This is a genomic window from Pseudomonas sp. HMWF021 (genome assembly GCF_003061005.1).
Lineage (GTDB): Bacteria > Pseudomonadota > Gammaproteobacteria > Pseudomonadales > Pseudomonadaceae > Aquipseudomonas.
This window is the reverse complement of record NZ_QAIK01000183.1, coordinates 22,759-43,262: the sequence shown is the minus strand read 5'-3', so window position 1 is coordinate 43,262 and position 20,504 is coordinate 22,759. Positions and strand designations below refer to the sequence as shown.

Below are 20,504 nucleotides of genomic sequence, written 5' to 3'. Positions count from 1 at the left end.
ATGAATCATTCGAACGGCCCCAAGCGCCATCTGCCGGTGTTGCAGGCGTTGCTGATCACGTTGGGCATGGTGATCACCACCGACATCCTCAAGACCGCGCCGACCGTGGCGCTGAACGTCGGGCCGGAATATTTCTACTGGGTGTGGGTGCTCGGCGGCCTGGCGTCGATGGCCGGGGCTTTGTGCTTTGCCGAAATGGCCACGGCATTTCCGCATCCGGGCGGCGACTATCACTTTCTGCGCACGGCCTATGGCGAGCGCATGGGGTTCCTGTTCGCCTGGTCGCGTTTTTCGGTGATGCACACCGGGTGGATTGCCTTGTCGGCGTTCATGTTTGCCGATTACGTCAATGCCGTGGTGCCGTTGGGGCGATACGGCTCGGGGCTGTTTGCGGGCTCGGTGATCGCTGCGCTGGTGCTGCTCAATCTCAGCGGCAAGCACATCGGTTTCATCACCCAGACCTTGCTGGTGGGCTTGTTGGCGCTGGGCTTTTTCAGTATTGCCAGCGCGGGTGTGTGGCTGGCGTGGCAGGGGCTGGAAGCACCGCCGCCGAGCGTTTCAGTCACGCCTGAAAACACCGGTATGGCCGGTTTTTCGGCGGCGATGATATTTGTGTTTCTGGCGTTTGGCGGCTGGAGCGATGCGGCCACATTGTCGGCGGAAGTGCGCGATGGGCGGCGAGGGATTTTCATCGCCACGCTCGGGGCGCTGACAGTGTTGATGGCGATCTATCTGGCACTGAACTGGGCGTTTGTGCGCGGTCTGGGTTTCGCCGGGCTGGCGGCGAGCAATGCGCCGGCGGTGGAACTGTTGAACCGCGCATTCGGCGCGCCGGGTGTGTTGCTGATTCTGCTGATGGTCGGCATCGCGGCCATCGCCACCATCAACTCGACCTTGCTGGTCGGCGCCCGGACTACCTACGCCGCCGCCCGCGATGTGCCACAGTTGCGCCGCTTCGGCGAGTGGGACGAGGACGATGGCGTGCCGCGCAAGGCCTTGCTGGCCGAGGGCGCGGTGGCGTTGTTGCTGGTGTTGTTCGGCAGTTTTACCCAGAGCGGATTCAACACCATGGTCGAGTACCTGACCCCGGTGTACTGGTTGTTTCTGAGCTTCAGCAGCCTGGCGCTGATCATTCTGCGGCGGCGTTTTCCCGATGTGCCGAGGCCGGTCCGGGTGCCGTTGTATCCGCTGGTGCCGCTGCTGTTTTTTGGCCTGTGCCTGTACATGCTCTATTCGAGCGTGACGGTGGTGGGGTGGGGCGCGTTTCTGGGGATTGGTGTGTTGCTGGTCGGTGCGCTGCTGTTGGCGGGATTGAGCCGCGTGGCGTCGACGCCTCGGCAAGCTCTGGAGCAGATCAGCGATTAAAACGAAACGTCGGCCGGTTGCGAAAGGCGCAGTACCGACAGGTCTCCGGTAATGCGTTTGTACGCCAGACGAATCGCCTCGATGTTGGCGGCGTTCTTCGGACTGTTCTCGTGGAGGATCACGATGACCTTGGTGCTCAGCCGTTCAGGCTCCTTCGCCCCATGATCACGCCACTGTCCGTAGGCATCCAACACAGTGAAACCGTCGGGAAACCGCGACGTCACTTCCTTGTCGAGAAACTCGCGCCAGCGCGCGGGGCTGACCGCACCTTCCTTGCCATCCACCGTCCCTACCGAGAAGTACAACTCGGTACGAATCCACTGCGCCTGCGCCGGACGTGTGGCGTCGCCCTGCAGGGTCGAACTCGCGGGGTCATGGGTGTGAACGGCGGCAGGCGGCGGGCTGGCACATCCGGCGACAGCGACGAACAGTGCGGCCAATAACAGGCGTCTTTGCATGGAGCATCCCTATTTATGAGTTGAGTACGGGGCGCAATTATAGAGGGCGAGGTTAATAGCGATAAAAGATTAAAAAATGGCTTTTTGGTTGATTTAAGGAATAAGAGACGAACCAATCCAGGATGCTGAATGTACCGCCGCCATCGCGGGCAAGCCCGGCTCCCACAGGTTTTGTGGTGTGCACACGGTTGGTGAGCAACACAGATCTCGTGTGGGAGCTGGCTTGCCAGCGAAAGCGGTGTGTCAGGCAATGAAGATGCTGGATGTACCGCCGCCTTCGCGAGCAGGCTCGCTCCCACAGGTTTTGTGGTGTGCACACGGTTGGTGAGCAACACAGATCTCGTGTGGGAGCTGGCTTGCCAGCGAAAGCGGTGTGTCAGGCAATGAAGATGCTGGATGTACCGCCGCCTTCGCGAGCAGGCTCGCTCCCACAGGTTTTGTGGTGTGCTCACGGTTGGCGATCAACACAGTTCCAGTGTGGGAGCTGGCTTGCCAGCGAAAGCGGTATGTCAGGCAATGAAGATGCTGGATGTACCGCCGCCATCGCGGGCAAGCCCGGCTCCCACAGGTTCTGTGGTGTGCTCACGGTTGGTGAGCAACACAGATCTCGTGTGGGAGCTGGCTTGCCAGCGAAAGCGGTGTGTCAGGCAATGAAGATGCTGGATGTACCGCCGCCTTCGCGAGCAGGCTCGCTCCCACAGGTTTTGTGGTGTGCACACGGTTGGTGAGCAACACAGATCTCGTGTGGGAGCTGGCTTGCCAGCGAAAGCGGTATGTCAGGCAATGAAGATGCTGGATGTACCGCCGCCATCGCTGGCAAGCCAGCTCCCACAGGATTTGCGGTGTGCACAAATCCGCTGATCGACACTGAGAAACGCCATCTGAAAATATGCCGCTCAACGCCCCTCATGCTGCTTGCGATAAGCCCCCGGCTGCACTCCAACCGACTTGGCAAACGCCCGAGTAAATGCGGCGATCGACTGATAGCCCACCGCCGCGCACACCTGTTCCACCGTGTGATTGGCCCGCAGCAACTGGCAGGCGTGGCGGATGCGCAACGCGAGCAGCACTTGTCCCGGTGATTGCCCGGCCAGTTCGTTGAAGCGTTTGAAGAACGCCGAGCGTGACAGGCCGATGCGCGCCGCCATGCTTTCCAGTGACCACGGCAATTGCGGCTGTTCGATCAACTGATCCAGCAGCGGCGCGAACTGCGGATTGCGTGCCAGTGCAACGAGGCCGCCGAGGTTCTGGTTGTCAGTCATTTGTTGGCGCAGCACATACAGAAACAGCAAATGACTCAAGCGTTCCAGCAGCGTCGAGGACGGCGCCGGCAGGCGTTCGCACTCTTGCAGGATCAATTCGAACAAGGCTCGCGCGGCACTTGAGGACGGATCGCCGGCACGCAGGATGATCCAGTCGGGCAAGCCATCGATGATCAGCGAAGACAGTCCCGACTTGAAGTGAAAGAAGCCGCAGACCAGCCCGACACCGTCCTCGGCATCGCGCTCCAGCGTCGTCATGGTCTGACGCGGCAGCACCTGAGCAAGGCTCGGTTGCTGGGCGCTGGACAGTCGATAGTCGAGGTCGCGCAGCAGAAACACCGCATCACCGGCATCCAGCCGCAATGCCGGTTCATGGCCGTCGATGTGCAGCCAGCAATGGCCCTGCACGATCAGATGAAAACTGGCGCGAGCAAGCCCGTGCGTACTCGCATGCCAGCCACCGCAGTAACGCCCGACATGAAACAGGCTGGCATCAAGTTCGAGGCTTTCTAATAACCAATCAACCAAGGGGCTGGACGAAATCATCTAATGGAAACACTCAGGAGCAAGTAATCGCTACTTTAGAATATGGATCGAAATTTTTATAACCAACAGACTGGCCCGACACTCAACAGCAGGAGTCCACTCCATGTCGCGCGTCACTCTACACACCGTGCAAAGCGCTCCCGAAGCCGCCAGACCGTTTCTGGAAAACGCTCAGAAGAATTCCGGATTCATTCCGAACCTGCTAGCCGTACTGGCCAATGCCCCGGCCGCACTGGAAACCTACGTTACGGTATCGGCGCTCAATGGCAAGTCCGAACTCAGCCTCGCCGAGCGCGAAGTGGTGCAACTGATTGCGGCGACCAACCATGGTTGCGATTTCTGTGTCGCAGGTCATACCGCCGTGGCGCTGAACAAGGCCAAACTGCCGCCGGAAGTGGTCAGTGCGCTGCGTGAGAAAGCCACTGTCCCCGTGGAAAAACTGGAAACCCTGGCCGCGTTTGCCCGCGAAGTGATTGCCACCCGGGGCAAGGTCAGCGATCAGACCTTCAACCAGTTCAAGGCCGCCGGCTACACCGAAGGCAATGCGTTGGAAGTGATCCTCGGCATCAGCCTGGCGACCCTGTGCAACTTCGCCAACGTGTTCGCCGACACGCCGCTCAACCCTGAGCTGGCGCCGTATCGCGCGTAATCGGCCAACGCTTCAGGCCGCATCGTCTATGGTTGATGCGGCTGCGTACAAGGAGAGAAACGACATGCTCAATCCGGCATTGATGCAATGGCTGGAACACAACGCCCAGGCACTGGATGCAGGCGACGGCGATCCGCAGCAGGTGCTGACGCAACTGGCGCAGGCCGGGGTGCTGCGGGTCGGTATCAGCCCGGCGCTGGGCGGCAGCGGTGGCCACGTCAGTGATGCGGTGGAAGTGCTGGCGAATGTCGCCAGCCATTCGCTGGCGGCAGCATTCGTGTTCTGGGGTCAGCGGGCCTTTATCGAATACCTGCTGCACAGCCCCAACGCGGCGCTGAGGGAGAAACTGCTGCCGGCGTTGCTCAGCGGCGAACTGGCCGGGGCCACCGGCTTGTCCAACGCGATGAAGTACCTGTCTGGCATCGAGGCACTGCAAGTGCGTGCCGCCAACATTGCAGACGGCTGGACCTTGAACGGGCGCCTGCACTGGGTGACCAATCTGCGCAAAAGCGGCTTCGTGGTGGCGGCGGCAATAGAGCACGAGGAGGGCGGTTCGCCGTTCGTGCTGGCGATCGCCGATGACGCTGCCGGCGTACAACGCTCCGCTGACCTGCAACTGATGGGTCTGCAATCGAGCAACACCGCGGCCATCGATTTCGCGCAAGTGGCGGTCGGTCGCGAATGGCTGCTGCATGACGACGCGCGCAAGTTTCTGCCAGCAGTGCGCCCGGCGTTTCTCGGCTTGCAGTGCGGCATGGCAATCGGTCTGGCGCGGCGCGCGCTGGCCGAGGTCGAGGGGCATTTGCAGGACGGGCGCTCGATCCTGCTGGAACCTTTGCAAGAGCAGCGCGAGCAACTGGCGCACACCGTCAGCGAACTCAAGCAAGGCCTGCATGACGGGCGCTTCCTGACCCAGCCGGGCGCGTTGTTCCAGATCCGCATCGCGCTGGCCGAATCTGCCGCCAACGCCGTGCAACTGGAACTGCAATCGAGCGGCGGCAAGGCCTATCTGACCGAGCACGGCAGTGGCTTTGCCCGGCGCTGGCGCGAGTCGGCGTTCGTGCCGATCGTCACCCCGAGCCTGGTGCAACTGCGCGCCGAATTGCAGCGGCAGAAACGGGAAGCGACGGCATGACCGCAGCGTTGCTGGAAGCGCAGGGCATCAGCCTCGGCTACCCACGGGAGCAGGGCTGGCACACCGTGCTGGAACATTTCGACCTGCAGTTGCAGGCCGGTGAAGTGGTGACGATTCTCGGCCCCAGCGGTGTTGGCAAATCCAGTCTGCTGCGGGTGCTGGCCGGTTTGCAGACGCCGCAACAGGGGCGGGTGAGTCTGCTCGACGAACCGCTGACCGGCGCGCATCCACGGGTGGCGGTGGCGTTTCAGGATCCGAGCCTGTTGCCTTGGCTGACTCTGGAAAAGAATGTCGCCTTCGGCCTCGACTTCGCCCGCCAGCCGCACCTGACGGCCGAGCAACGCAAGGCGCGGATCGACCACGCCATCGCTGCGGTCGGCCTCGAACATGCGCGTCAGCATCACCCGGCGCAGCTGTCCGGCGGCATGGCCCAGCGCACCGCACTGGCGCGGTGTCTGGCGCGCCAGCCGCAGGTGTTGTTGCTCGATGAACCGTTCGGCGCGCTGGATGAAATCACCCGCGCCGACATGCAGCAGTTGCTTCTGCAACTGATCGCCGAACACCACACCGCCGCCGTGTTGATCACCCACGACATCGACGAAGCCCTGCTGCTCTCCGAGCGGATTCTGCTACTGGGTAACAGCCCGGCGCACATCCTCGGCGAGTGGCGCATCGACCTGCCTCAGCCGCGTGCCGAGCTGGTCGAGGAACTGGGCGCGCTGCGCATCGACATCCTCAAAACCCTTCGGCGGGCGAGCCGCAACCCCCTCACTCAACCTGTGCCCGCTACGTCGGAGATTGACCATGTGCCTGGACGACTTCACTCACACACGTCGTGACTTCCTCAAACTCAGCGCGCTGCTGACCGCCGGCGGCGCGTTGCCGTTGCTCAACAGCCTCAACGCCCGTGCCGCGTCCGAGCCGAATGCGCCGGTGCGCATCGGTTATCTGCCGATCACCGATGCCACGCCGTTGCTGGTCGCGCACAACAATGGCCTGTTCGAAGCCGAAGGGATTCAGGCTGAGCGCCCGGTGCTGCTGCGCAGTTGGGCGCAGGTGATCGAGGCGTTCATTTCCGGGCAGGTCAACGTGATTCACCTGTTGTCGCCGATGACCGTGTGGGCGCGTTATGGCAGCAAGGTGCCGGCCAAAGTCGTGGCGTGGAACCACGTCGGCGGCTCGGGCCTGACCGTGGCGCCGGGCATCACCGAGGTCAAGCAACTCGGTGGGCAATCGGTGGCGATTCCGTTCTGGTATTCGATCCATAACGTGGTGGTGCAGCAGCTGTTTCGCGATCACGGGCTGGTGCCGGTGAGCAAATCGGCGAGTGCTGCGCTGGCGCCGAACGAGGTCAATCTGCTGGTGCTGCCGCCGTCGGACATGCCGCCGGCCCTGGCGAGCAAACGCATTGCCGGCTACATCGTTGCCGAGCCGTTCAACGCCCTGGCCGAGGAACTCAAGGTCGGCCGCGTGCAGCGCTTTACCGGCGACGTCTGGCGCAATCACGCCTGCTGCGTGGTGTTCATGCACGAGCAGGATCTGAACAACCGCCCCGAGTGGTCGCAGAAAGTGGTCAACGCCATCGTCAAGGCGCAGGTCTGGACCCGCGATAACCGCGCCGAGGCAGCGAAACTGCTGTCCAAGGACGGCGAAAATCGCTACACGCCGCACGCGCAACCGGTGCTCGACCGGGTGCTGGCGCCGGCCCTGACCGACCGCGAGCAATACCTCGTCAGTGGTGCCATCCAGCACAGCCATTGGGACGAGCAGCGCATCGACTTTCAGCCATACCCGTTCCCTAGTTACACCGAAGAACTGGTCAAGCGCCTGAAGGACACCTTGATCGAAGGCGACAGGGGCTTCCTCGCCGGCCTCGATCCGCAGCAAACCGCTAAAGATCTGGTGGACGACCGCTTCGTGCGCAATGCCATCGCGGCGGTGGGCGGCATGCAGACCTTCGGCCTGCCGGAAAGCTTCGATCGTAGCGAGGAGTTCAGCCTCTGATGCGTCAGCGATCTTCTTCGACCTTGCATGGTTTGTTGGGCGTAGCAGGGTTGTTGTGCCTGTTGCTGCTGTGGTGGCTGGGCGTGCATCTGCTGGGGGGCGGCGACAGTCTGGCGTTGCGCTTTTCCCCGGAGGCAACCCTGGCCAGCCTTGGTGAGCTGCTGTTGCGCCCGGAGCTGTACGAGCATGTGCTGGTCAGCCTGAAGCGGATTCTGGTCGGCCTGCTGCTGGCATTGCTGATCGGCGTGCCGCTGGGGCTGATGATCGGCAGCTACCGGCATCTGGAAGCAGCGACGACGCCGGCGTTTCAGTTTTTGCGGATGATTTCGCCGCTGTCGTGGATGCCGGTGGTGGTGATGCTGATGGGCGTTGGCGATCAGCCGATCTATTTTCTGCTGACCTTTGCCGCGGTGTGGCCGATCCTGCTCAACACCGTGGCCGGCGTGCGCCAGCTCGACCCGCGCTGGCTGCAACTCAGTCGCAGCCTCAGCGCCACCCGCTGGGAAACCCTGCGCAAGGTGATCCTGCCCGGCGTGCTCGGCCATGTGCTGACCGGGGTGCGGCTGTCGATCGGCATTCTGTGGATCGTACTGGTGCCGTGCGAAATGCTCGGGGTCAGCGCGGGGCTGGGGTACTTCATCCTCGATACGCGCGATCGTCTGGCGTATTCGGAACTGATGGCGATGGTGCTGCTGATCGGTTTGCTGGGCTTTGCGCTGGATGCGTTGGCGCGGTGGTTGCACCGGCGTTGGGCACCGGCCTGAGGCTCTTCCCGCCACCATCGCGTTGACTCATCCACCGCCATCGCGAGCAGGCTCACTCCTACAATGCTTTAGGCCAGCCGGCACATTTGCGTTAACCGCAAATCTCTTGTGGGAGCTGGCTTGCCAGCGATGGGGCCAGGTCAGCCACTATCTTCGCAGACTGACTCATCGCCATCGCTGGCAAGCCAGCTCCCACAATGATCTCGGCCAGGCGCAAGTCCGCACCCACCGCAGAACCTGTAGGAGTGAGCCTGCTCGCGAAAGCGCCGTTTTAGTCACCCCCGCTGTGACTGAACCACCGCCATCGCGAGCAGGCTCACTCCTACAATGGTTCAGGCCAGCCGGCACATTTGCGTTAACTGCAAACCCCTGTGGGAGCTGGCTTGCCAGCGATGGGGCCAGGTCAGCCGCCATCACTGCAGGCTGACTCACCGCCGTCGCTGGCAAGTCAGCTTCCACAGGGGGTGGTCTGCTACGGCGTGGTGGCCGGTTTTGCCAGCGCAATCCCCGCATCCCCCAGCCGCTTGAGAATCTCGAACAGCAGATCACTCTTGGTCCCGCCCACGATGCGCGGACTGGCGACGTAACCCGTCACTGTCAGGGTGATGCCATCCGGTGACAACTTGCTGAAACGCACGTACGACGCCGGTTTGTCGAGGATGTTTTCGTTTTCGCGATAAGTGTTCAGCAGCAGTTCCTTGACCTGTTCAGGGTCGATGTCCAGCGGGAACATCAGCTCAAGGCTCGCCACCCCCTGAGCGCTGCCGCCGAGGGTGACGTTGCGCAGGTTCTGCGAGATCAACTGCGAGTTGGGCACGATCACGATCGAGCGGTCGCTGAGCTGGATTTCCGTGGCGCGCACGTTGATCCGGCGGATGTCACCTTCCACGCCGCTGATACTGATCAGGTCGCCGACCTTCACCGGCCGTTCGGTCAGCAGGATCAGCCCGGAGACGAAGTTCTTGACGATCTCCTGCAAGCCGAAACCGATCCCCACCGATAGCGCACTGACGATCCACGCCAGATTGGTCCAGCGCACGCCCAGCGACGACAGCGTCAGGAGGATGACCGTGGCATAACCGATATTGGAAAACAGCGTGCTGAGCGAGGCGCACATGCCCGGATCCATGTCGGTCTTGGGCAGGAATTCGTTGTCGAGCCAGCGGCGCAGGGCGCGGATGAGGTAGATGCCGATCAGCAGCGCCAGCACGGCATTGAGCAGATGCGCGGGCACGATGTTCAGTTTGCGCAACCCGGCGCCGCCGAGGATGCCCATGACGTTGCTGGTCAACTGCCCGAGGGTGGAACCGATGCCGCCGACGAACAGGGTGACCACCGCCAGCAGCAACAGCCCGGCGCGGCTGAAACCGGACAGCACGATCGATATCTGCTCCAGCCGCCGGTCGCCCATGCCCAGCGTCTGCTTGAGGGTCTTGCCGGCCGAGTAGCGTGGCGAAAACAGGTATTCGCAAGCGTCCTTGACCACCTGGATCAGCAAATAGAACCCCGCCAGCACAATGTAGCCCCACACCAGTTCATAGGTGATGAACCGTGCCAGCGACACATAGCCGGCGAGCAGCGCCAGCGCCGAGACGCACATCGCCACCGTGGCAATGCTGTAGATCACCCCGGCGAACGTGTTGCCGGCGGCCGGGTCATTGGCGTTGATCAGCGCTTTGCGCGCCTTGCCGGTGCGCAACAGCAGCGGCACCAGAATCATCAGCACCACGATTGAAATCAGCCCGCGCTGAGCCATCACGATCTGGCTGCTCATGCCGGTGGCGTTGCTGACTTGCACCAGCGTCACCAGCACCAACAGGGTGGCGGCAAGAATCCGCGGATAGGGTCTGAGCGCCAGCGCCACCGAGTCGGCAATTGCCGGCAGCCGCCACGATGGATGTTGCGTCGACAGCAGCGCGCGGCTCAGGGCGGTGATCAGGACGCAGGCATAGACGGTTTTTTCGAACTCCTCGGAAAACGTCTGCAGCACCGGCGTCAGCGGTTCATGTCGGGTGCAGGCATAGAACAGAAGATGCAGGGCAATGGCGGTGGTGGCCAGGGTCGCCAGCGCCGAGGCGAAGGCCAGCGCACTGCGGCGTAGACGACCCTCCGGCATGCGGTGGATGCACAGCCAGGTCAATCCACGCTCGGCGAGTCGACGGCCGATCGTCCAGAAAGCCAAGGCCAGCAGCACCAGCAAACAGGTGAAAAACCGTTGCCCCGGCGCCCAGACCGTGGCCCAGGTGAGGTTCACCTGATTGATGAAGAAATTCAGCCGCTGGCGGTCGTCCGGCTCCAGCGACACCAATGGCGACCAGAAGCCCGGATTCAGAATGCTTTCAGTGCGCAGCGTCAGTTCGCTTTCCAGCAGGGTGCGACGGATGCCGGCGATCTGCGTGATCAGCTCGGCCGCGCTTTGTTTGAGCGCAGCAAGGCTTTTGAGCGTGGCATCGACCTTGTTTTTCTGTTCGCTGAGCAGCGCCCGTTGTGCAGCGATTTCCGCTTGTTCAGCAGCAATCTGGGTGTCTGGCGCCGCACCCAGCACGCCCAGTTGCACCGCCAGTTGCGCCTGCTGCGGAAGCAGCGTTGCCGACAACCGGTCGACATCCAGAATGAAGGTCTGCACCCGGTCCTGCGGGCCTTCGAGCTGGTTGTAGTTGTTGGCAGAGGAAACCTGCTGCTTCAGCCCGTCCAGGCGCAGTTGCAGGGCTTGCAGATCGCTTTGCGAGACTTCCACCAGTGGCGCCGGAGGCGTTGCCGAAGGGGCCGGCAAATCCGCAGCCCACAGTGGCGAACCGCCCGCAGCGAGCAGGATCAGCGCGACAAAAAACAATGACTTCAATGTGTTGCGCATGAGACGGGCCGGTTCTGGTTGATCACACAATCTATGAGGTTAGGTGATCGAACCGGGCGCGGCGGAAAATTTCGGAGGAGCAGGGCGCGACAGAGAATCGCACACCCTCAGTCTCGGCTAAGTATTGGCTCGTATCTTTCCTCCAGCGCAAGTTCAGCGCTGGACAGGAGAGGCGACCCACACATGAATCCCGCAAAAGCCGGATGGCTTAACAAAGTCCCCGAAGTGACACTCGCCTTCTGGGTGATCAAGATCCTCTCGACGACCGTGGGTGAAACCGGCGCCGATTTTCTCGCCGTGGATGCCGGTTTCGGGGCTGGCTGGACCAGCATCGGCATGGCGTTGCTGCTGGCGTGTGCGCTGTTCTTTCAAATGCGCAAAACCGCCTATTCACCCTGGATCTACTGGTTGACCGTGGTGCTGGTGAGCATCGTCGGCACGCAGATAACCGACATCATGACGGACATGCTCGACATCAGCCTGTACATCAGCACGGCGGTGTTCTCGGCGCTGTTGGCGCTAAATTTTCTGCTTTGGTACAGCATGGAGCACAACCTGTCGATCCGCGAAATCAACACGCCACGGCGCGAGCTTTTCTACTGGTCCACCGTGCTGTGCACCTTTGCCCTGGGCACCGCCGCCGGAGACCTGGCAACCGAAGCGCTAGGGCTGGGCTTCACCGTTGGTGCAGTGATTTTCGGCGCGCTGATAGCGGCGACGCTGCTGGCCTGGCGCGTGGGGGCCAACGTGGTGCTGACCTTCTGGATCGCCTACATCCTGACCCGTCCGTTCGGCGCTTCCCTCGGCGACCTGCTGACGCAGGCCAAGACTTACGGCGGCCTGGGCATGGGCGCGGCCTGGACCAGCGCAATTTTCCTGACGGTCATCGTGTTGCTGGTGGCCGTTGCACAAATCAGCCTCGGCAACCGTAAAACCCTCACTCAATAATCGTTCGAATACCGATCAAGGAATCACTATGCGCACCTTCAAGACTGTTTTCAGCCACGTCGCAATCATCTCGTCTCTGGTACTGCTCGGCAGCCTGGCCGGCTGCTCGAAACCGGCCGACAAACCGGCTGCCGGCACATCGGTCAGTTCCATGAGCGCCTCAGCTCAATCGGGTTCGAAACTGGGCGATCTGAGCGAGTTCCGCAGCATCGCCGTCGACGTCAGCGCGCTGGTCGAGAAAAACGACCTGCCGGGCGCCAAGGCCCGCATCAAGGATCTGGAAACCAGCTGGGATTCCGCCGAAGCGGGCATCAAGCCGCGGGCCGCTGCTGACTGGCATGTGCTGGACAAAGCCATCGACCGTGCGCTCGATGCCCTGCGTGCCGGTTCGCCCAAGCAGGATGAATGCAAGGCAGCCATGGATGACCTGCTCAAGGCCTTCGATTCGATGAAAGGCAAACAGTAACCTGCACTGAACCGACGGCGGACAAACGCCGGTTCAAGTGCTTCAATACAGGCGCGATGGCAATGACCATCGCGCCTTTTCTGTCGGAGCGGTGCATGCGGATTCTGCTAGTCGAAGATGACCCGATGATTGGCGAGGCCATCGAGGGCGCGCTCAACGAAGCGAGTTACGCCACCGACTGGGTGAAAAACGGCCTCACCGCGCTGGCGGCGCTGGACACCCAGACCTACGACCTGGTGCTGCTCGACCTCGGCCTGCCAGGCAAGGACGGGCTCGATGTGCTGGACGCCATTCGCGCGCGCAACAACCCCGTGCCGTTGCTGATCATCACGGCCCGTGATGGCCTCGATGACCGCTTGCGTGGCCTCGATGGCGGCGCCGATGACTTCCTGCTCAAACCGTTTGCCATGGCTGAATTGCTGGCGCGCATGCGCGCGGTGCTGCGCCGTCGCGGCGGTAACGCGCAGTCGCTGCTGGATAACGGCGAGGTGTCTCTGAACCTGATTTCCAAGCAGGCCGCCACTGCGCAAAACAGCGACATTCAACTGTCCAGTCGCGAGTTTGCGCTGTTGCAGGCGCTGCTGATCCGCCCCGGTGCGATTCTTTCGCGCAGTGAGCTGGAAGACCGGATCTACGGCTGGGGCAACGAAGTGGAAAGCAACGCGGTGGAGTTTTTGATCCATGCACTGCGGCGCAAACTGGGAAGCCATGTCATCAAGAACGTCAGGGGGATGGGATGGATGGTTTCAAAAGGCGTTTGAGCGACTCGGTGCAGGCACGACTTTCCGTCACGCTGTCATTGGCAATTCTCGTGGTCGCCTTGCTCGCCGGTGCATTCGCGTTCATTTCGGCACTCGACGAAGCGCACGAAATGCAGGATGAAAGCTTGCGGCAGGTCGCGCTGTTGTTCGATCGCCAGCACATGACCTTGCGCTATCCCGGCGGCGAGCAGATCGTTGGCGACGACGAAGAATCGAGGGTCATCGTCCAGTACCTGGCCGACAGCAGCAAAGCCGTCGGCACTGACGACGCCAGCATTCCGTTGCCTTTTCCCCCAACCCTGAACGACGGTTTGTCGACACTGAACATCGCCGGTGAAAACTATCGCGTGCTGGTCAGAACCACTTTGGCAGGCGAGCGTATCGCCGTTGCGCAAGAAGCCGATGTACGCGACAAGGAAGCGCGGGAAAGCGCGTGGCGCAGTCTGTTGCCTTTTCTGATCCTGTTTCCGGTGCTGTTGCTGGTGGTCGGGGATCTGGTGCGCAAGCTGTTTCGCCCGATTGCTGCGCTTTCGGCGGAAATCGATCAGCGCGACCAGCAGGCACTTCATCCCATCGAAGAACAACACCTGCCGAGCGAGATCCGGCCCTTCGTCGTGGCGATCAATCGATTGCTGCGGCGCGTTGCACAGGCCATGGAGATGCAGCAGCGGTTCATCGCCGACGCTGCCCATGAATTGCGCTCGCCGATGACGGCGCTTTCCCTGCAAGCGGAGCGCCTGGCCGCCACGCCCATGGCAGCGGATACCCGGCAAAGCTTTGAGCCATTGGCTCAGGGCATCGAACGCAGCAGGAATCTGATCGAGCAATTGCTGGCCCTGGCCGCCGCGCAATCGCTCGCGCAACGTTCAGAGACCGTCGTGTCGGTGCATGGCGTGTTTCGTCGCGTGCTGGAGGACCTGTTGCCGCTGGCAGAAAACAAGGGCATCGATATCGGCGTGGACAGCGTCGAGGATGTGCAGGTCGCCATCAATGAACTGGATCTGTTCATCCTGATCAAGAATCTGGTGGACAACGCCATCCGCTATACCCCGGCGGGCGGCAGAGTCGACCTGAGCGTGGAGATGGCGGAGCAGGGCGCGCTCATCGAAATCAAGGACTCCGGGCCGGGTATCGGCACCGCAGAACAAGCGCTGGTATTCGATCCGTTCTATCGCAGCCTGGGCACCGGAGAAGCCGGGTCGGGGTTGGGGCTGTCGATTGTCAGGGCGATTGCCGAACGGATCGGGGCACGGGTGAGTCTGAGTTTTGTCGATGAGGTGGCGCAGCGTGGATTGCGGGTTTCGCTGTGGTTGAAAGGGCGGTTGTGAGAGCGCCCGGCGTTTGAACATAAGCCGCGGATTTGAGCAGGCGATGCACCCTTTGCTGAAACGATTTCACTGAGAAGTGGTTATCGGAATTGGAAATAGAATCGCGATTTTTCATGCCTTTTTCTGGCTGATCCGGATTCCTCTGCTAGTTTTTTCTAACGATCAATCTTCCGTCAGAAGATTCGCTCCCCGAAAAAAGCTATCCAGCAAGGAAGCCCCTGTATGAACAAAACGCCTTTATTTGTCAGTGGATTACTCGCGACTGCAGTGTTGCTCGGCGCGGTGGCCGTGCAGGCGCAGACCTCGCCGGCGGTGCAGGTGGCTGGCCCCGAAGCCGATGTGAAGGTGACAGAAAGCTACGTACGGATGATGGCGCGGGAGGCGTATTTCTGGGGTTGGCCGATGGCCAATATTTTCAATCGTCGGCAGAAGTTCAAGGATCTTCCGGAGCCGGGCCTGATGGGCGGCATCGTCCCCGTAGCGCCGATCAATCATCTGTCGATGCTCACCGATTACATTTCCCCCGGCGAGCGGCTGGTGGCCTGTCCGAATCAGGATGTGGTCTACGGTGCGGGCAGCATTGCGCTGGATATCGAACCGGTGGTGATTCAGGTGCCGGACTTCGGCGACCGATTCTGGGTGTACCAATTGGTGGACCTGCGTTCCGACAGCTTCGCCGAACTGGGCAAGATGTACGGCACCAAACCGGGCTTCTATCTGCTGGTGGGGCCGGACTGGAACGGCAAAGTACCCGAAGGCATCACCCAGGTGTTTCGCGCAAAGACCAACACCGGTTTCGTGATTCCCCGAGTGTTCCAGGACGATACGCCCGAGGACCGCAAGGCCATTCAGCATTATCTGTCGGGTATCGACATGTACCCGCTGTCCAAATTCGACGGCAAACTCAAGCAGCGTGACTGGAGCCAGTCGCCTAAATTCCCCGCCGAGGCGTCGGGTGACGAGGAGACCCGCTGGGTGCTCCCGGAAAAATTCTTCGATGAGCTGCCGGCGATTCTCAAGGACGCCAAACCCTTGCCGGGCGAAGAGGCACGCTATGCGCAATTGTCGGTGTTGGCGCAGATCGCCCAGCGCGATCCCGAGCTGAAAAAAGCCATGATCGACGAAGCGCAAAAGGCTGACGGCGAAGTGGTCAAACCGCTGCTGCAGTTCCGCAATTACGGCCAGCAGTTACCGCACCACTGGAGCACCATCAGCAACGGCGCGGCGTTTGGCACCGATTACTTCCTGCGCACGGCGGTTGCCCGCTCGAACATCTTCGTCAACAAACAGATCGAGACCAAGTACTTCTATCAGGACCTGGACGAGTCCGGCACCCGGCTCAACGGCGCCCAGCGCTACAGCGTGACCTTCCCCAAAGGCGCGCTGCCGCCGGTCAAGGGCTTCTGGTCGGTGACGCTGTACAACCAGCAGCATTTCTTCGCCGAAAACCCGTTGGGCCGTTATTCCCTCGGCACCAAAAACAAGTCGCTCAAGACTAATGCTGACGGCTCGTTGACGCTCTATGTGCAGAGCGATTCGCCGGGTGCGGACAAGGAGAGCAACTGGCTCCCGGCACCGAAGGGCGCTGACTTCTCGCTCTACGTTCGCGCCTACTGGCCGGAAGCGGCCGCGATGAATGGCCAGTGGACGCCGCCGGCGGTGGTCAAGGTCAACTGAACCGATTTCCCGACTGCGTTCATAAGGACAGCCCATGAACCGTTTGCGCACCACACTCACGGCCCTGGCCGTAAGCCTCTCTCTAAGCGGCCTGGCCGATGCCGCGTCGCGCTATGAAGAACTGGCCAATCAACCTTTTGAAAAGGGCTTCCCGACTGAAGCGACGGCACGCAGCCTGATCGATGAACTGGTGTTTCAGCGTGCCGTGCAGTCGTATCTGTGGGCCTTGCCGGCGATCAATATCTGGTCGATGAAGGAAGCGTCGGAGAAGCAGTTCGGCGCGGGCTACAACATCCTGCCGACCTGGAAAAAACGCATCAACGCCAAGACTCTGGTGACCACGCCAAACTCCGATCTGGTCTACGCCATGAGCTATCTGGATCTGGCGAAGTACGGCCCGTTGGTGGTCGAAGCACCGCCCGGCGTGCAGGGCATGTTCGATGATTTCTTCCAGCGGCCGATTGTCGGGCCGACCCTCGACGGCAGGACCTGGCGCGGTGACGTTGGTCTGGCCGGCCCCGACAAGGGCAAGGGCGGCACCTATGTGCTGCTCCCGCCTGATTACAAAGGGCCGGAGCCGACCGAGGGATTCGTCTATCGCTCGCGCACCAACAACGTGTTCCTGTTCTGGCGCACCTTCTTCAAGGACCCGAAAGACCTCAGCGTGCCGGTGGCCGAAGTCGAGCGCACGAAGATCTATCCGCTGGGCAAGAAGGATTCGGCCCTGCCGATGCAATTCCCCGACGCCACGGGCGCACCGATCAACATGCTGTTCCCCGAGGACGGTCGTTACTTCGACATGCTGTCGCGCTTCATCGACGCCGAAGCCGTCGACCCGGCGGACATGGACATGCGCGGGTTCCTGCACACCCTGGGCATCGAGAAGGGCAAACCCTTCGCCCCGGATGCCGAGCGGCGCAAGTTGCTGGATGAAGCGGCGCGAACCGCGTTCAAGATGAGCAAGGTGGTGACCAGTCACCTTTTGTACAAAGAGCCGGGCGGCCTGTACTACAAGGATCGCCAGTACGTGAACACCTTTGCCGGGGAGAACACCGAGTTCCAGTCCAGCGGCAGCTTCACCAATCTCGAGCAGCGCGTGGCGTTCTTTACTTCGGCCTATTCCGACAGCCCCGGCATGGTCATGAACATGGTCGGCGCCGGCGCCAAGTATCCCGCCACCACCCGCGACGCCGAGGGCAAGTTCCTCGATGGCGCCCAGACCTACAAGCTCAACCTCCCGGCCAACGTACCGGCGGCGTTGTTCTGGTCGGTCACCGCCTACGACAACCTCACCGCGTCGGGTCTGGACAACGGCCAGCCGTTCCCGTCCCTCAATCAGATGGATAAACCGGCGCAGAACAGCGACGGCTCAACGGACATCTACTTCGGCCCGACATCGCCGGGCGAGGGCAAGAACTGGATCAAGACTGTACCGGAGAAGGGTTTCCTGGTGATCGTGCGCCTGTACGGGCCGAAGCAGGCGTTCTTTGATCAGAGCTGGAAACCGAGCGACTTGATCAAGCAATAACGCGCAAGTTGCGTTGTCCCGTCAGCAAACGGGGTGACGCGCACAACTGACGGTGAGGCCGGCTGCGCATCAGCAAAAGTTGGCGGTAGTGAGGATGCGACATTACTCATGGGCAAACGTCCGAAAGTAGCCATCGGCCTGCGCGGTCTTTTTCTGATCTTTGTCCTGCTCGCCGTTCTGGGGACTCTTTGCAACAGTCTGATCGTTGCCTACACGGTGCAACGTGATGCGTTGATCCACTCCGCACTTGAAGCCAACCGCGCCTATGCCTTCAAGGTCGCCTCGAGCATCGATCAGTTCCTGCACTCGGTCAATGAACGTCTGAAATACAGCAGCCAGCTTTTAGGGAGTGACATTGCCAACCCGACCTTGTCGGAAAATGAAGCGCGTCGCCTGCAGGCCCAGGACTCCGAGTTGAGCGCTGTGCTGATCACCGATTCTGCGGGCAGGATCTTGCAGGCTTACCCGACCACAACCGGGATTGGCCTGACCGTCACATCGGATGAGCTCAACGAAGCGCTCAAGCTGCGTCGCCCCATGGTCAGCCAGGCGTTTACCTCTACCAGCGGCAAGCTCATCGCCTTCGTATCACAACCGATTTTCAGCCCGACAGGGGAGTATCTCGGACTGGTCGGCGGGTCCTTGCATTTGCAGCAGAACGGCGTAATGCACTCGTTGATTGGCGAGCATCACCTCGATGGCACCTTCGCCTTCGTCGCCGACGGAAACCGACGATTGCTTTACCACCCCGATCAGCCAAGGATCGGTGAGCGCCTCGACTGGAGCAAGACCGTGGATCAGGCCCTGCTCGGTCAAGACGGTGCCATGGAGACCGTCAATTACCATGGTGTGCCGATGCTCGCCGGCTATGCTCACGTGCAAGGCTCGAACTGGGCTGTGGTCGTCCAGCAACCCCGGGAACAGGCCTTGGCGCCACTCGGCAAGCTGATGCGCGACATGCTGATCAAGATCATTCCGGCCGGGGTGGTCGGGTTGGGCCTGATACTGCTCGGCGTGATGCTGATCACGCGACCGTTGCGCGCGCTGGCCGGCCATGCCATCGACCTCTCTGCACCGAATGCCACCGCAGAGCTTTCCGCGATCAACGCCTGGTACACCGAAGCGGCGGCTATTCGCCAGGCACTGGTACGCCAGTCGCAACACCTGCAGCAGAAAATCGGCACCCTCAACGCCGCTGCCGACACCGACCTGCTGACGGGGCTGGCTAACCGGCGGGCAATGAACGCGGCACTCGAGAGGCTCGATGCTGCGCAACAGCCTTATTCGGCACTCGCGTTGGATATCGACTACTTCAAACGGGTCAACGACACCTTCGGCCACGACGTCGGCGACGTGGCATTGCAACACGTCGCACAAATCATCCGCGACTGCGCGCGAACCGGCGATCTGGCCTGCAGAGCCGGAGGCGAAGAATTCTGTCTGCTGCTTCCCGACACGGATCCTGAAACCGCCCACAGGGTCGCCGAGCGAATCAGGTCAACCTTGAGCAACACCCCCATCGCGCCGGTGGGAACTCTTACCCTTTCAATCGGAGTCGCCTGTCGTGATGCTGATACCCCCAGTGCCGAGGCCATTCTGAAGCGTGCTGATGAGCGGCTTTATCTGGCGAAGCGTAATGGACGTAACTGTGTGGTGGTGCGGGGGGGGGGGTGTAAGGGTGGCAGAAAACGGCCGCCGCAGCGCGGATGATTCTTTCCCGCCACCAAATTGAGGCTCCCCATGCAGGCCAGCCGCGCCAATCTTGCCGATTTCGTTTACTTCCTGGCCATTGCTCGCCACCGGAGTTTCAGTCGCGCCGGGAAGGAGGTCGGTATCAGTGCCGGCGGTAACTCGGCGACGACGCAGAAGGGTGACTATGTGATGGCCTTCGCGTTACCTGAGCAGAGCGTGCAGTAGCTGATCAACCAATGGCACTGAACCAAGGGCTCCTTCAGAATCCGTAGAGCTTTGCGGGATTATCAACCAGTATCTGTTTGATCAGCACGTCATCGTTTTCAACCCAGTCAAATAGCATTTCCAGAAGGCAGGCATCGTTGGGCATCGGAACCGGAATACAAGGATGCGGCCAATCGCTTGCCCAAAGCAGGCGTTCTGGATTGGCTTCGATCAGTGCCCGGGCGTAGGGCGTTACATCGTCGTAAGGAAAATCTTCAGACGAGGTAATACGGTAGGCGCCAGAAAGTTTTACCCACACACGACCTTCTTTCAGAAGTCGTAGCATGTCCTTGAATCCGGGATGGTCCAGCCCACAACTGGTGGGCATATGCCCCATGTGGTCGATAACGACTGCTACAGGCAGGTTTGTTACGGTTTCGTACAGGTCGGCGAATTCAGTGATATCGATCAGTAGTTGAAGATGCCAGCCAAGTGGCGCGACCTTTTTCGCCAATGCCGCAACATCCGATACTTCAACGCCACTTTTAAAGATCAGGTTGACGCGTACGCCACGCACTCCGAGCCGATGCATCTCCCACAAGCTTTCCATATCGCTGTTGGTGTCGATCACGACCACACCACGGTATGAACTGCCTGCGTCTTTTAGCGCCGCGAGTGTTGTGCTGTTATCCGCTCCATAAACACTAGGCTGGACAATGACTCCGCGACTCAGCCCAAGGGTTTTCTGGACGCGCTGAAAAGCCTCAAGCGGCGCTGGTGGCGGCGTGTAGGAGCGGTGAGGGGACAATGACTGGCCGTTTTCGTCACCGAAGATGTGGAAGTGGCAGTCGCATGCACCGTCC

The 20,504-nt window shown here is 61.1% G+C and carries 17 protein-coding genes and 1 pseudogene; 14 read left to right on the top strand and 4 right to left on the bottom strand.

All coding sequences use genetic code 11. The features are described from left to right. Entirely contained in the window at nucleotides 1-1,365 is a 1,365-nt protein-coding gene (locus DBR18_RS26650) for an APC family permease (protein ID WP_108592559.1), read from the top strand. On the opposite strand, the gene DBR18_RS26645 is transcribed toward DBR18_RS26650, so the two are convergent. After that, a complete protein-coding gene (locus DBR18_RS26645) occupies nucleotides 1,362-1,823 on the bottom strand; it encodes a DUF3574 domain-containing protein (RefSeq protein ID WP_108592558.1) in 462 nt (153 codons plus the stop codon). The two genes, DBR18_RS26650 and DBR18_RS26645, sit on opposite strands and share 4 nt — an antisense overlap. 896 nt (nucleotides 1,824-2,719) lie before the next feature. Next, nucleotides 2,720-3,631, bottom strand: coding sequence for an AraC family transcriptional regulator (locus DBR18_RS26630; protein WP_108592556.1), 912 nt, complete (start codon nucleotides 3,629-3,631; stop codon nucleotides 2,720-2,722). A gap of 103 nt (nucleotides 3,632-3,734) precedes the next feature. On the opposite strand from DBR18_RS26630, the gene DBR18_RS26625 reads away from it, so the two are divergent. The 5 genes from DBR18_RS26625 (at nucleotide 3,735) to DBR18_RS26605 (ending at nucleotide 8,183) form a co-directional block, all read left to right on the top strand. Continuing rightward, nucleotides 3,735-4,280: a carboxymuconolactone decarboxylase family protein gene (locus DBR18_RS26625; protein WP_047599763.1), complete on the top strand. Its 546-nt coding sequence runs from the start codon at nucleotides 3,735-3,737 to the stop codon at nucleotides 4,278-4,280. A gap of 64 nt (nucleotides 4,281-4,344) precedes the next feature. Continuing rightward, on the top strand, nucleotides 4,345-5,415 hold the full coding sequence (locus tag DBR18_RS26620; protein ID WP_108592555.1) for an acyl-CoA dehydrogenase family protein: 1,071 nt from the start codon (nucleotides 4,345-4,347) through the stop codon (nucleotides 5,413-5,415). After that, nucleotides 5,412-6,254 carry an ABC transporter ATP-binding protein gene (locus DBR18_RS26615; RefSeq protein WP_108592554.1) on the top strand — a complete coding sequence of 281 codons (843 nt, stop codon included), beginning with the start codon at nucleotides 5,412-5,414 and terminating at the stop codon, nucleotides 6,252-6,254. The genes DBR18_RS26620 and DBR18_RS26615 overlap by 4 nt, the downstream gene beginning before the upstream one ends. Then, nucleotides 6,220-7,419 carry an ABC transporter substrate-binding protein gene (locus tag DBR18_RS26610; RefSeq protein WP_108592553.1) on the top strand — a complete coding sequence of 400 codons (1,200 nt, stop codon included), beginning with the start codon at nucleotides 6,220-6,222 and terminating at the stop codon, nucleotides 7,417-7,419. Before DBR18_RS26615 ends, DBR18_RS26610 begins: the two co-directional genes overlap by 35 nt. After that, on the top strand, nucleotides 7,419-8,183 hold the full coding sequence (locus DBR18_RS26605) for an ABC transporter permease (RefSeq protein WP_108592552.1): 765 nt from the start codon (nucleotides 7,419-7,421) through the stop codon (nucleotides 8,181-8,183). The genes DBR18_RS26610 and DBR18_RS26605 overlap by 1 nt, the downstream gene beginning before the upstream one ends. Nucleotides 8,184-8,655: 472 nt before the next feature. On the opposite strand, the gene DBR18_RS26600 is transcribed toward DBR18_RS26605, so the two are convergent. Next, the gene (locus DBR18_RS26600) at nucleotides 8,656-11,037 is read right to left on the bottom strand and encodes a DUF3772 domain-containing protein (protein ID WP_108592551.1); all 2,382 of its coding nucleotides are present in this window, start codon (nucleotides 11,035-11,037) and stop codon (nucleotides 8,656-8,658) included. A gap of 183 nt (nucleotides 11,038-11,220) precedes the next feature. Between DBR18_RS26600 and DBR18_RS26595 the strand changes: the two genes are divergently transcribed. From DBR18_RS26595 to DBR18_RS26560, 8 genes and pseudogenes are all read left to right on the top strand, one after another. Continuing rightward, the gene (locus tag DBR18_RS26595) at nucleotides 11,221-11,985 is read left to right on the top strand and encodes a hypothetical protein (protein ID WP_108592550.1); all 765 of its coding nucleotides are present in this window, start codon (nucleotides 11,221-11,223) and stop codon (nucleotides 11,983-11,985) included. 28 nt (nucleotides 11,986-12,013) lie between these two features. Then, entirely contained in the window at nucleotides 12,014-12,451 is a 438-nt protein-coding gene (locus DBR18_RS26590) for a hypothetical protein (RefSeq protein WP_108592549.1), read from the top strand. 95 nt (nucleotides 12,452-12,546) lie between these two features. Further along, nucleotides 12,547-13,212 carry a response regulator gene (locus DBR18_RS26585; RefSeq protein WP_108592597.1) on the top strand — a complete coding sequence of 222 codons (666 nt, stop codon included), beginning with the start codon at nucleotides 12,547-12,549 and terminating at the stop codon, nucleotides 13,210-13,212. Next, nucleotides 13,188-14,540, top strand: coding sequence for an ATP-binding protein (locus DBR18_RS26580; protein WP_108592548.1), 1,353 nt, complete (start codon nucleotides 13,188-13,190; stop codon nucleotides 14,538-14,540). The genes DBR18_RS26585 and DBR18_RS26580 overlap by 25 nt, the downstream gene beginning before the upstream one ends. A 222-nt stretch (nucleotides 14,541-14,762) precedes the next feature. After that, nucleotides 14,763-16,217 carry a DUF1254 domain-containing protein gene (locus DBR18_RS26575; RefSeq protein ID WP_108592547.1) on the top strand — a complete coding sequence of 485 codons (1,455 nt, stop codon included), beginning with the start codon at nucleotides 14,763-14,765 and terminating at the stop codon, nucleotides 16,215-16,217. Nucleotides 16,218-16,251: 34 nt separating this feature from the next. After that, a complete protein-coding gene (locus DBR18_RS26570; protein ID WP_108592546.1) occupies nucleotides 16,252-17,745 on the top strand; it encodes a DUF1254 domain-containing protein in 1,494 nt (497 codons plus the stop codon). Nucleotides 17,746-17,853: 108 nt separating this feature from the next. Then, the gene (locus DBR18_RS26565; RefSeq protein WP_108592545.1) at nucleotides 17,854-19,455 is read left to right on the top strand and encodes a sensor domain-containing diguanylate cyclase; all 1,602 of its coding nucleotides are present in this window, start codon (nucleotides 17,854-17,856) and stop codon (nucleotides 19,453-19,455) included. Nucleotides 19,456-19,485: 30 nt separating this feature from the next. Then, nucleotides 19,486-19,599 (top strand): annotated as a pseudogene (locus DBR18_RS26560) (LysR family transcriptional regulator); the annotation flags it as partial. 97 nt (nucleotides 19,600-19,696) lie between these two features. On the opposite strand, the gene DBR18_RS30055 reads toward DBR18_RS26560, so the two are convergent. Further along, nucleotides 19,697-20,504: amidohydrolase family protein (locus DBR18_RS30055; RefSeq protein ID WP_256589002.1), on the bottom strand; the 808-nt coding region annotated here is incomplete at its 5' end.

What these genes read in the sequence shown, in the direction of transcription:
- DBR18_RS26650 (WP_108592559.1), top strand. Translation starts at nt 1, where the DNA reads ATGAATCATTCGAACGGCCCCAAGCGCCATCTGCCGGTGTTGCAGGCG.
- DBR18_RS26595 (WP_108592550.1), top strand. Translation starts at nt 11,221, where the DNA reads ATGAATCCCGCAAAAGCCGGATGGCTTAACAAAGTCCCCGAAGTGACA.
- DBR18_RS26565 (WP_108592545.1), top strand. Translation starts at nt 17,854, where the DNA reads ATGGGCAAACGTCCGAAAGTAGCCATCGGCCTGCGCGGTCTTTTTCTG.
- DBR18_RS26625 (WP_047599763.1), top strand. Translation starts at nt 3,735, where the DNA reads ATGTCGCGCGTCACTCTACACACCGTGCAAAGCGCTCCCGAAGCCGCC.
- DBR18_RS26590 (WP_108592549.1), top strand. Translation starts at nt 12,014, where the DNA reads ATGCGCACCTTCAAGACTGTTTTCAGCCACGTCGCAATCATCTCGTCT.
- DBR18_RS26605 (WP_108592552.1), top strand. Translation starts at nt 7,419, where the DNA reads ATGCGTCAGCGATCTTCTTCGACCTTGCATGGTTTGTTGGGCGTAGCA.
- DBR18_RS26585 (WP_108592597.1), top strand. Translation starts at nt 12,547, where the DNA reads ATGCGGATTCTGCTAGTCGAAGATGACCCGATGATTGGCGAGGCCATC.
- DBR18_RS26615 (WP_108592554.1), top strand. Translation starts at nt 5,412, where the DNA reads ATGACCGCAGCGTTGCTGGAAGCGCAGGGCATCAGCCTCGGCTACCCA.
- DBR18_RS26620 (WP_108592555.1), top strand. Translation starts at nt 4,345, where the DNA reads ATGCTCAATCCGGCATTGATGCAATGGCTGGAACACAACGCCCAGGCA.
- DBR18_RS26645 (WP_108592558.1), bottom strand. Translation starts at nt 1,823, where the DNA reads ATGCAAAGACGCCTGTTATTGGCCGCACTGTTCGTCGCTGTCGCCGGA.
- DBR18_RS26630 (WP_108592556.1), bottom strand. Translation starts at nt 3,631, where the DNA reads ATGATTTCGTCCAGCCCCTTGGTTGATTGGTTATTAGAAAGCCTCGAA.
- DBR18_RS26600 (WP_108592551.1), bottom strand. Translation starts at nt 11,037, where the DNA reads ATGCGCAACACATTGAAGTCATTGTTTTTTGTCGCGCTGATCCTGCTC.
- DBR18_RS26570 (WP_108592546.1), top strand. Translation starts at nt 16,252, where the DNA reads ATGAACCGTTTGCGCACCACACTCACGGCCCTGGCCGTAAGCCTCTCT.
- DBR18_RS26575 (WP_108592547.1), top strand. Translation starts at nt 14,763, where the DNA reads ATGAACAAAACGCCTTTATTTGTCAGTGGATTACTCGCGACTGCAGTG.
- DBR18_RS26580 (WP_108592548.1), top strand. Translation starts at nt 13,188, where the DNA reads ATGGATGGTTTCAAAAGGCGTTTGAGCGACTCGGTGCAGGCACGACTT.
- DBR18_RS26610 (WP_108592553.1), top strand. Translation starts at nt 6,220, where the DNA reads ATGTGCCTGGACGACTTCACTCACACACGTCGTGACTTCCTCAAACTC.